The sequence below is a fragment of the Candidatus Symbiothrix dinenymphae genome (assembly GCF_001431085.1).
Genome location: NZ_BBRU01000168.1, coordinates 1 through 11,362, shown reverse-complemented (window position 1 = coordinate 11,362; position 11,362 = coordinate 1). Strand labels below are relative to the sequence as shown.

The window sequence follows — 11,362 nt, the reverse complement described above, 5'->3', positions numbered from 1 at the left end:
AACCAAAGAATTTCTCGGTTTCCTGCAGCACAACGAACCCACCATTAAGCTCTATTTAGACCGGGAGCCGCGCTTCTATGCCGATATGGGTATTACCGGCGGTTTCTGGCGCGCGCACAGTGTCCGAATCCCGACGAGCTTCTTTAACGGTTATCCCGGTGCCAGTTACGGTGGTACTAACCGCTTCTGGACGGGTATTGGCGCTCAAAAAGTAGTACATCCCGACAGCAAATCAGGTCTATGGGCTAATATGCGGTTCTATCCGCTACCGATTATCCGTTTGGCAGATTTGTATCTGATGAAAGCCGAAGCGCGCAATGAGTATCGGGATGCTCCGGACGAGGGCGTGTGGGCTGCCATCGACACGGTGCGTGCCAGAGCGGGCATTCCAACCGTGGAAGCTGCCTACACCGGCAGCTATGTGACGGCGGCAGCTTATGGAAATCATCGCGACAAACTCAAAATGCGAGACATTATCCTTAACGAAAGAGGTAACGAGTTTGCTTTTGAAGGACATCGGTTTTGGGATATGCTCCGATGCAAAAGAGCGCCGAAGGAGTTTACATCGCCCGTAATAGGTTGGAACTACGACGGCACGGATGCTGATAGATTTTTCCAGCAGAGACTCTTGCAGGATCGCACGTTTACACTGAGAGATAACCTCTGGCCACTCCCTTCGGACGAGTTGGATAAAAATTCCAAACTCATTCAGAATCCGGGATGGTAGGTTTAGTTTAGAGTTTAGATATTAGAGTTTAGATATTAGAAATTTAAAAATTATAGATTATGAATAATTTTAGGAAAATAGCAATTTTATTGCTTGTTGTAGTGGCGGGTTTTTATTCCTGCGAGGAGGGGGGACGGTTTGGGATTTCTTCGGATGATACTACTCCGCCTTCGCCGCCGGTGTTTGATACTGTATGGGCGCTTCCCGGCGGTGCCAGGATTTTTTACGAGATTCCTGCTGATGAGGATGTTATCAGTATTGAGGCTTCATTTACGGCTACGAACGGTAAATTGATAAAGTCTGCCGTGTCGTTTTTTGCGCCTTATTTGGAGGTGTTCGGCTTGCCTGATACCACCGAACAGACCCTTCAGTTGTATGCCTTAGACAGAGCGGGCAATCAATCGACAGTGCTGTCTGTTAAAGTGAAGCCGGAGGAGCCTGCCTACCGCCGAGTGGCAAATTCGCTGAACGTATATCCCGCTTTCGGCGCCATACTGCTAACCTGGGAAAACGTGTGGCAGAAGGATGGCATCGTGCAGCAGGATAGCACCCAGAGGGATGTTAACGTGTATGTGGATTTCAGCTATCCCGATAATGGGCAACAGCGTTCTATCCGTCAGGTGATTTCATCAAACAAAGACGTCGAACGGCAATTTATCAACGGCTTGAATCTTTCGGAATCGGAACCGGTCAGTGTGCAGGTAACTGTTGAAGACCTCTATGGCAACCGTACCGCAAGTATTGATACGATGATACGCCTGAAGACCGATAAACAGCTCGACAAAAGCAAGTGGGTCTTGCCCGCCCCCGGCGTTCTTATCGAAGGGGTAGCTATGTCAAACGGGGGGGTGTATGACGGGAAGAACGAGCTTGTCATTGATGGACTCGTTAATGACGAATTGCATCCGTCAAATTACGCTTACTTTGCTAATAATCTACCTATAAATGTTCCTTTTAACTTTATGATAGACCTTCGAGATAAATACGAGCTAAGCCGTATTGTCACTCATCAGAGGCGTTTCTTTGACCCGACGACACTTGCCGCCAATCCCAGAGGCGATCTCTACCTGACTAATAATGTGGGGATATACAAAATGTATTATTGGAACGGCGATGATGACGATCCTGTAAACGACGCCTCCGGTCAATGGGTAGAAATCAGCGAGATAAAAATTCCGGTGCCTGAGCCGTCAGCGACTATTTTGGATATCGTCCGTATGGGGAAGCTCGGCGACGAGTCCCTGATGTATCCCGACAGCGCGACCTTTACACCCGCGACTCGCTGGTTCAGATACGAGGTGATTGCGCCATTTGATGAAAGTTATGGCGGTAGTCTTCAGAGCGCTAATTCTTTGTCCGAGATAACGCTATATGGGAGAAAAGCAGAGTAAAAAAAACACGAATTACAAATTAAAAATAAATAAAGATGAAAAAATGTATGATTTTGGTAGGAATTGTTGCAGCGCTTTATTCGTGCAACAATGACATGTATGACAACATCAAAGAGATGGTCAATAAGGAAGTGGTGTATCCTGCGGGATACGACCAGGCGTTTGTGGAGACCGGTACGAGAGCGGGTGACGAAAGGGTAGAAATTGATTTGTACCCCGGTCGTCCGAGTGCTGCAGAGATGGCAAAGCTTCTGTCGAAAGCGAAAAAGACGGTGGTGGAATACGGCACTGAGCGATTGGTGATAGACAGTGTGTGTTCGTGGGTGGACATTCGTAATCTCACCATTGCGAACACCTATCGCTTTAAGATTTATACCGAAGACGAGCACGGCAATAAATCCATACCGGTGGAAGCCACCGGAAAGCCTTTCACGGACGCAGATAAAGGTGCGATGGTGGTTTTAAATACACTTTCCGCTTCCGTATCGCAAGCCATTGCCATTTGTATAGAAGCCCCCGATATGTACACTTTTTGCGGTGCAAGCTACAGTTATCCCGACGAAACCAATGACACACTGAGGGAAGAATCCAATACACCCATGCTTATATTCCATGATTTGGCAGCCGGAGCAACCACTAAGGTGAACGTATCTTACCATCTATTGCCGCAGGGTGGCATTGATACCTTGCTTGTTGCAGATGTGATAGAAGTTACAACGATAGCTCAGTCAGCGTTCGACGATTACATGAACGAGACGCGAATGTTTCCTGACCCGGCATTTGTTACTCCTGCGCTGATGGGTACTTATGGCGTTACTCAAATTCCTCACACACTTTCGGCTGCCCAAGTATGCGAATTTCCCGCAAGCGACTTCGATTATGGCGGAGAGGATAAGGCTTGGCACAAAGAAGTCGGTGGTAATACAAACGGCGCAGCCCAGGCATATAGAGCGAATCGGGGCGATCCCGGTTGTCGAGTCTATGTTGGCTATGCCCCTCTTCTGAGCGGTTATGCTGTACAAAATGATGTCGCCGGTTCAGATGTCGATGACTGGCTTGTTTATACAGTGAATGTGGTGGATGCCGGAGAGTATCTTATTTCTATTAGTAATGCTACGGGTGCGGGCAACACCGCAGGTAACCTGACTATTGATCTTTTGGATTATTTTGGTAACTTTGCACTCCCTTACACCGACAACTATTGGGCTGCCGCTGTGTGGACGGATATGGTTCGTCCTGTGTATTTGAGCACGGGACTACACAAAATCAAACTAACGTTTGTTAATACAGGGTTAGGTTTGCAACTTCTACGGTTTACGAAGGTATAAAAATTTAAAATAAATAAAAGATAAAAGAATGAAGTACATTAGTAAAACAGTGTTATATACACTATTATGTGTATCCTGCGCTCCTCAGCCCCGCTTGATTGGCAATGGTGAAAAAATCATTGACATTGAGGTTATTGCATGCAATGATACGGTAATCAACAGATATTCTCCCTTTGCGGAAGATATCAAATATGGTTTTGAAAGCGGCTGTGTGGTGAAAGTCAGTAACATCTATCATTTATTCACTGCTGAAATGGCAAGAGATCCTAATTGGATAGGAATGCAGATTGGACATTGGAAATCAAGTGATGGCATCGACTGGCAAAGAGTAGAAACCATCTGTAAATCGGATGCTGACTTCACGGGAAGTTCACAACGTGCTACCGTGTGGGGGTCTAATGTGGTTTTTAATGAAGACGACGACCGCTGGCACATGTTTTACATCTACTACAAAGCAAAGCCCAATGAGCCGAATGTATTTTATATGGGCTATGATGCCATCGTACAACATTCCGTATCTACCGTAAAAGGGATGGACGGGATTGATGGTCCTTGGGAAGAGACCAATGTGTTGATGCGTTACGACGACCCGTCTAAAGATGCATGGGAAGGTTTGCAAGGTCTTGATTCGTTTTTTCCCTATAAAATAGGTAAGAAATGGTATGCCTTTTACGGTAGCGCCACCACGCAGGATCTGGCTCATTGTCAATGGCTGATAGGCTTGGCGCAAGCCGACAAAATGGACGGTCCATGGACAAGAATGTCGAAACTTAATCCTGTACATACACATGCCGAGAATCCCATTGTAGTGCAATTAAAAAACGGTGTGTATATCGCTATTGTCGATGGTCTTGAAGCCCGTAAAATAGGATATTTGCTCTCTTATGATGGTGTTCATTGGTCTAATATGCGTTACATCGACTTGGCAGCCAAGATTGAACGTTGGTGGATCGCCAGAGGGGGATTGCGTACTCCATTATCTCTTATTGAGGAGGAAGACGGCACCTATTCCATGTTTTTCACAGCAACTAAAAACTATGCAGACGGACAGAACTTCGAATGTTTAAGCAGAGCAAAGGTAAAAATTTCATATATAAATGATTAAAAATGAAAGATAGTATGAAGAATTTTTTTGTAATAAGCAGTTGCTTTTTAGCAATGGTTGCCCTTGTAAGTTGCGGCAAACCAAACAACACCGATGTAAAACCGGTAAACCTGATTTTCGACACCGACTTAGGAGAAGATTTCGGCGATGTAGGCGCCATAGCGATGCTTCACGCATTAGCGGATGATGGCGATGTAAACATCCTGGCAACCATGTCGTGCAACAGAGATGAAGATGTTATTCCGTGTATTGAGGTCTATAACACGTATTACAACCGTCCGGAAATTCCTGTCGGCGTATCGAAAGATGAAAATACCCCATCCCGAAAAGCTTATCAGAAACAGAGTAACTATTTGGACACAATTGCAACCAAATACAAACATGCAACGGCTAAATCATCGGATGCGCCGGATGCCGTAAAGCTCTATCGCCAAATTCTGAGTAAACAGCCCGACAAAAGTGTTGTCATCTGCACCATCGGTTTCTTATCCAATCTCTACCATTTATTAATGTCGGATGCAGATAAATACAGTCCGCTTTCAGGTAAAGAATTAGTGGCAAAAAAAGTAAAAATTCTGGTATCCATGGCCGGCTGGTTTCCTGAAGGAGGTGAATATAATGTAGGTCTTGATGTTCCGGCAGCAATAACTGTTGCCAAATACTGGCCAACCGAGATAATTTTCAGTGGTTTTGAGATAGGATTAAAGGTTTTTACCGGCAAAGATGTGATACAGATGCCTGTAGAAAACAATCCGGTAAAAGAAGCATTCGCCATTTGTATGAGAGAAGGTGAACCTCAAGGGCGTCCCAGTTGGGACCAACTGGCTTTACTGGTTGCCGTTAAAGGTACTGAACCCTGGTTCTCAACCGAAAGAGGGATTATTCACATAAACGACAAGGCTAAAAATACCTGGACGGCAGACGAAAACGGAACCCATCTCCGTTTAATACAAAAGGTGACGGACAAAGAACTCGAACCCATCATCGAAAATTACATGATGCATCTGCCTGTAACCAGATAAAAACATGAAGAAAGTATTATATAACAAATAAATGATTAAGAAAATGAAAAGATTTTGGACAGTACTAATGTGTGCGGTTGTCATGCTCACCGTTTATTCGTGCGGAATAACCGGTTATTCGCGCGGACAGAGTAAAAATACGCCTGTTTCGGTGATTTTCGATACGGATATAGGACCCGACTATGGTGATGTGGGCGCGTTGACAATCCTTCATGCGCTGGCAGACAGTGGCGAACTCAAGATAGTGGCAACTGTTGCGTGCAATATGTTTGAATTGTCTGTTCCCTGTATTGATTTGACCAATCGCTATTATGGGCGCCCTAATATTCCTATTGGCGCCCCACTCACAGGACCGAACGAGCCGGATATCTTCCATGATACACCGTGGACGAAAGCGTTGGTAAACAAATACCCCCACCAACTAAACTCGTCTGCCGATGCCGAAGACGCTGTGAAGGTCTATCGCAGGGTGCTTGCTGCCCAACCTGACACTTCGGTAGTGATAGTCACAACCGGCTTTTTTACAAATCTCGGTGCTTTGCTGCAATCGAAGCCTGACCAATACAGTCCTCTGGACGGCAAACAATTGGTTGCCAAGAAGGTGAAATTTTTGTCCTCAATGGCGGGAGCATTTCCCTCAGGGCGTGAATACAATGTTTATGTGGATGTGCCTGCTTCAGTGATTGTATTTGAGCAGTGGCCAACCCGCATTGTTTTCAGTGGCTACGAAATAGGATTTAAAATACCCAGTGGCGACCGCCTTGTTGCCACCACCAACATTGATTCCCCATGTCATGAATCTTATTTGGTATGCTCCCGCGACCGAGTAAAAAAGGCTTATTTAGGATTAAGTTGGGACCAAACCTCTGTCCTCATTGCAGCACGCGGCGTTGACAGATATTTCAACTCGGTAAAAGGAAAAGCAACCATCGCCCCGGACGGCAGCAACGGCTGGCAGGAAGACCCCAACGGAAAACACGAATACCTGACATGGAAAACCTCCCCTGAAGAACTGACAACACTGATAGAGGACTTGATGATGCATGAGGCTGTGAAGTAAAGGGCGGGTGACCTGGACCCGGATAACTCATAACTCACAACTTTTTCGTACCTTTGCCCCGAAAAAAAAAATTATGGCAACAGCAACTCAGACAAAATTGCATTCCCGCGTTGCAGACAATTATCTGCAAGCGTTGTCCGGCTTGGACACAGACAGCAAAATAGAGGTGATACAATACCTGTTGGCAACGATACGTCCTGCATACGGCAAAGGGAATGTGGCAAGCCAAAATTCCAATGCGGAACTGTCTTTTGCAAAAAAATGGGCAGGTGCTTTCACGCTCGCCGAAGACGCTAACGATGTGCGTTACAATGTTTTACTTGAAAAATATAATTATCCTGTCTATTCGCCGGAGGAGTTATGCTTAAATTGATTTTCACTGAATAAAAAAATTACCAAGACCGCGATTATCTTGATAATCTTTTGTCTGCAAATATCACTACGGCATCCTTTTGGGCTAAATCTTTTTTTTCAGGTGCTATTATTTCGCAAACGGTGTTTTATCCCGGGATTATAGCTCGGTAGAATTAGAGTTTAGTTATTAGAGTTTAGAGTTTAGTTATGGAATGCCCTGCATTTCTGCATCTCGTAGGGTGGGGTGTCAAACAGATTACAATCGGATGAAATTTTTGCGTTCTGTTTTCATCCCGTAGGGTAGGGACGGAATATGATACACCGACATTGATATTTCGTACCTACGGCACGAATGAGGTAGGGGGATGGGCATTTTCTACCAACATTTTGTCCCTACGGGACAGCAATATCGTGTCATGCAATTTCCGGTAATTTTAAAATTGTTTTTATCCCGTAGGGATTGTAGCTCGGTAGAAAATCATACCTCTCCTTCTCCCCGCATCCCGTAGGGATGCAACATAATCCGCAATCGGTTGCATCCCTACGGGATGCTGAAATGGGGGGTGGGGCGATTCTATTTTCTACCGAGCTACAATCCCTACGGGATAAAAACAAATGATGAACGAACAATATTCATAAAACATCCATCTTTTTAACACCCCACCCTACGGGATAAAAACAAATGATGAACGAACAATATTCATAAAACATCCATCTTTTTAACACCCCACCCGTAGGGATAAAAGGCTATGTATATTTGTCCCTGCGGGACAAAAACACCGTTTGCAAAACATAGCACCTGAAAAAAAAGATTTAGTCCGATTTTCTGCCCCCAAAATTTCGTAAGCAATTTTTTACTAACTTTGCCCCCGAAAAAAAGCAAGGATATATGATAAATAAAATTAATGCACTTTTGGATGAAATCAGGGATTTGACTGCGCACAATGCGGACGAATTGGAGCAGTTGCGCCTCAAATATTTGAGCAAAAAAGGGGCTGTGTCGGCTCTGATGGACGATTTTCGGCAGGTGGCTGCCGAACAAAAACGCGAAATCGGGCAACGTCTCAACGTGCTGAAAACAGAGGCGCAGGATAAATTCAACGCCCTGAAAGTGAGCCTCGAAGACCACAGCGATGCCGGCAGCGAACTCGATTTGACCCGCACCGCGCACCCCTACCATGTGGGAACGCGCCACCCCCTCTCCATAGTGAAGCACGAAATTGAAACCATCTTTGCGCGTTTGGGCTTTTCGATTGCCGAAGGTCCCGAAATAGAAGACGATTGGCATGTGTTCGGCTCGCTGAATTTTGCCGAAGACCACCCCGCACGCGATATGCAGGACACTTTTTTTGTACAGCACGGTGCCGACACGCTGCTCAGGACACATACCTCGTCCGTTCAAACGCGCGTGATGGAGAAGACTCCGCCGCCGATTCGCATCATTTGTCCGGGACGCGTCTATCGCAACGAGGCGATTTCGTACCGCGCGCACTGCTTTTTTCACCAGGTGGAAGCCCTCTACATCGACAAAAACGTGTCTTTCGCCGACTTGAAGCAGGTGTTGATGTTTTTTGCGAAAGAAATGTTTGGCTCGGACACGAAAATTCGCCTGCGCCCCTCCTTTTTCCCCTTCACCGAGCCAAGCGCGGAAATGGACATCAGTTGCAATCTCTGCGGTGGCAAAGGTTGCCCGTTCTGCAAACACACCGGCTGGGTAGAAATTCTCGGCTGCGGCATGGTTGACCCCAATGTATTGGAAAATTGCGGCATCGACAGCAAAATCCATTCCGGCTACGCACTCGGAATGGGCATCGAACGCATCACCAACCTGAAATATCAAGTAAAAGACCTCCGCATGTTCTCCGAAAATGATGTGCGATTTTTGAAACAGTTTGAGGCTGCTACATAGCATCGTCATTGCGGGCTTGACCCGCAATCCCCTGAAAGAGAGCCGAATGTTGGGCAACGAAGCAATGTATTGCGGGGGATTGCGGGTCAAGCCCGCAATGACAGATAACAAAAAAGATGACAAAAAAAGAACGATATAAGAAAGTGATAGAGTGGTTTGAAACGCAGATGCCGCTTCCTAAAAGCGAACTGCATTATGAAAACGCATTCCAACTGCTGATTGCTACCATTTTGGCGGCTCAATGTACTGACAAGCGCATAAACATCATCACGCCACCCTTGTTTCGCGACTTCCCGACGCCCGAAGTGCTGGCGGCTTCCAACCCCGAAACAATTTTTGAATACATCAGAACGGCGACTTACCCCAACAGCAAAGCAAAGCATTTAGTCGGTATGGCGCAAAAATTGGTTGCTGACTACGGCGGCAAAGTGCCGGGCTCCATCGCCGAACTCCAAACGCTCCCCGGCGTGGGCAAAAAGACAGCCAATGTGGTTGCTTCAGTCGCCTTTGACGTGCCTGCATTGGCGGTAGATACGCACGTTTTTCGCGTTGCCAACCGCATCGGTCTCACCAACAATTCCAAAACACCATTGGAAACGGAGCGCGAACTCACCAACTATATCCCCAAGAAATACTGGTCTGTAGCCCACCACTGGCTGATTTTGCACGGTCGCTACGTCTGCATCGCCCGCAAACCCAAATGCGAAGGTTGCGGATTGTTTCCACTGTGCGAACGGAATGAGGTGGGAGTCTGAACCACGATTTGTCTGAACCACAATCCCAAACCCCGCTTTACTCCAAAATCTTAATGCGGATATTCCGATACCACACATCACCGCCATGGTCTTGCAAGCCGATGTAGCCTTCGTGGTTGGCTCCGCCCAAGTTGTTCAGCAGTTCAAAAGCGAGCGGCCATTTTGCTTGGCTGAATTTGCTTTTTTGCAGCAGTTCTGTCCATTGGGGTGTCCAGAGGTGGTATTCGACCACATTTGCACCGTTTTGTTTGTGCACAACGGTGCCCTTGTAAACGAGGATGCCACCCGTGTTCCATTCGCCAAACGGTTTGGCATTTTGCGGAGCAGCCGGAATCATGTCGAACAACGAAGCCGATTTGAGGTTGCCATGCGCATCCGGATAATAGGCATTGTCCAAAATCTGGTACTCCGGTGAGGAAATGTAGATGGGTTGCCCCTTGATTTCCTGCGCCAGGAAGAAGACACCTGAATTGGAGCCTTTCGCCACTTTCCAGTCGAAACTCAACTCAAAACTTTTGAATTTGTAGTCAAACATGATGTCGCCACCATCAGCCTCCTGCGCTTCGCCGCCGCCTGACTTGCTGAATTTGATGGACCCGTCTTCGATAACCCAACGCGAGGGCATAGCATCTTTGTTGTAGCCCCTCCAGCCTTTGAACGATTTGCCGTCGAACAGCACAATCCAGTCGCCGTCCTTCGCAAACTTACTCAAATCAACTTGCGGTTTGTTGAGAATCGCATACGCCGGAACGCCGTTGGCTTCCGGAACCTCTGTTTCAGACTTGCTACAGCATGCCGCACCTTCTGCCGCATCTGCCGCCTTCTTCTTGCAAGCCGTTGTCAATGTTGCAACAGCCAGCAACCCTACCAATAAATAATTTAACTTTTTCATCTTTGTATAATTTATAATTGTTACTTCGGCATTTCCGGCAGTGACCAGCCTGCACGATACTTGTGATTGATAAGTTCGGCGGCAAATGCTTGCGCGTTTACCGGGTCTGTCCTGATTTGATTGAACGTCGGGTGACCATCTTTGATGGAGAACTGGTCTTCGACAACGGTGCGAATGGTTGCTTCTGCCGGAATGTTGGTGAATTGCATATTCGGACCATCCCAAAGTAATTCTCTGTTCAAGGATTGCAAACGAACAGCCAACACGCCCATTACCACCATTTCGTTGAAAGGACCTGCTTCGCTGAAATCGGAAGCCGGTTTCACTCGCGATTCGGGACTTTCTTTACAAGCGCGTACCCAATCCATTTCGTGAGAAAGAGTGACTTCGCGTTGTGTTGGCGGAACGTTTGGTGTTCTGCCTGAAAGCAACCAGGGGTAACCGCCATTGCAGCTGCAAATCAAGGTGTCTTTGCTACCGTGGAAAATCACCGGACCGTCGATATCTAATCGTTTATCTGCCGGAAAAACCTTTCGGCAAAGCCGGAAGGATACCGCCGTCTGTCCAATATACTTCCACTTCGGGGAATTTTTTCAAACTCTTGATGCCTGTTGCGGGGCGTTCGGGGAACGTTAAGCGTACGCTTTGTGCCGTAGGAGCGCAATCGGTCAATAATAAAGTTGAACTTCCTTGTACTTTTGTCGGATAACCTAATTGTAATCCTTTGAAAATCGGGTGCATGATGTGGCAAGCCATATCGCCCAATGCGCCGGTTCCGTAATTCCACCAGCCGCGCCAATTCCAGGGATGATAAATGGC

Annotated in this window: 10 protein-coding genes and 1 pseudogene; 9 read left to right on the top strand and 2 right to left on the bottom strand. The window is 46.7% G+C overall.

Features of this window, described 5'->3' with window-relative positions; all coding sequences use genetic code 11:
* The 9 genes from ASC50_RS02520 to nth all read left to right on the top strand — a co-directional run.
* On the top strand, nucleotides 1-727 hold a 727-nt coding region (locus tag ASC50_RS02520; protein WP_158648310.1), incomplete at its 5' end, for a RagB/SusD family nutrient uptake outer membrane protein.
* 59 nt (nucleotides 728-786) lie between these two features.
* Nucleotides 787-2,118: a DUF4959 domain-containing protein gene (locus tag ASC50_RS02515; RefSeq protein WP_056928655.1), complete on the top strand. Its 1,332-nt coding sequence runs from the start codon at nucleotides 787-789 to the stop codon at nucleotides 2,116-2,118.
* 35 nt (nucleotides 2,119-2,153) lie between these two features.
* Entirely contained in the window at nucleotides 2,154-3,446 is a 1,293-nt protein-coding gene (locus ASC50_RS02510; RefSeq protein WP_158648309.1) for a DUF4998 domain-containing protein, read from the top strand.
* Between the two features lie 28 nt (nucleotides 3,447-3,474).
* Nucleotides 3,475-4,551, top strand: a complete 1,077-nt coding sequence (locus ASC50_RS02505) for a glycoside hydrolase family protein (RefSeq protein WP_158648308.1) — start codon at nucleotides 3,475-3,477, stop codon at nucleotides 4,549-4,551.
* Between the two features lie 53 nt (nucleotides 4,552-4,604).
* Complete coding sequence (locus tag ASC50_RS02500) at nucleotides 4,605-5,573, top strand: nucleoside hydrolase (protein ID WP_306301697.1); 969 nt, start codon at nucleotides 4,605-4,607, stop codon at nucleotides 5,571-5,573.
* A gap of 67 nt (nucleotides 5,574-5,640) precedes the next feature.
* Nucleotides 5,641-6,633 (top strand): nucleoside hydrolase, encoded by a 993-nt coding sequence (locus ASC50_RS02495; RefSeq protein ID WP_102134485.1) that lies wholly within the window; start codon nucleotides 5,641-5,643, stop codon nucleotides 6,631-6,633.
* Between the two features lie 73 nt (nucleotides 6,634-6,706).
* The gene (locus tag ASC50_RS02490; protein ID WP_055432632.1) at nucleotides 6,707-7,006 is read left to right on the top strand and encodes a hypothetical protein; all 300 of its coding nucleotides are present in this window, start codon (nucleotides 6,707-6,709) and stop codon (nucleotides 7,004-7,006) included.
* Between the two features lie 870 nt (nucleotides 7,007-7,876).
* Nucleotides 7,877-8,896, top strand: coding sequence for a phenylalanine--tRNA ligase subunit alpha (pheS, locus tag ASC50_RS02485; protein ID WP_055432634.1), 1,020 nt, complete (start codon nucleotides 7,877-7,879; stop codon nucleotides 8,894-8,896).
* Nucleotides 8,897-9,012: 116 nt separating this feature from the next.
* Nucleotides 9,013-9,651, top strand: a complete 639-nt coding sequence (nth, locus tag ASC50_RS02480; protein WP_055432635.1) for an endonuclease III — start codon at nucleotides 9,013-9,015, stop codon at nucleotides 9,649-9,651.
* Between the two features lie 37 nt (nucleotides 9,652-9,688).
* On the opposite strand, the gene ASC50_RS02475 is transcribed toward nth, so the two are convergent.
* Complete coding sequence (locus ASC50_RS02475) at nucleotides 9,689-10,543, bottom strand: 3-keto-disaccharide hydrolase (protein WP_056928652.1); 855 nt, start codon at nucleotides 10,541-10,543, stop codon at nucleotides 9,689-9,691.
* Between the two features lie 20 nt (nucleotides 10,544-10,563).
* Nucleotides 10,564-11,362 (bottom strand): annotated as a pseudogene (locus tag ASC50_RS02470) (gfo/Idh/MocA family oxidoreductase); the annotation flags it as partial.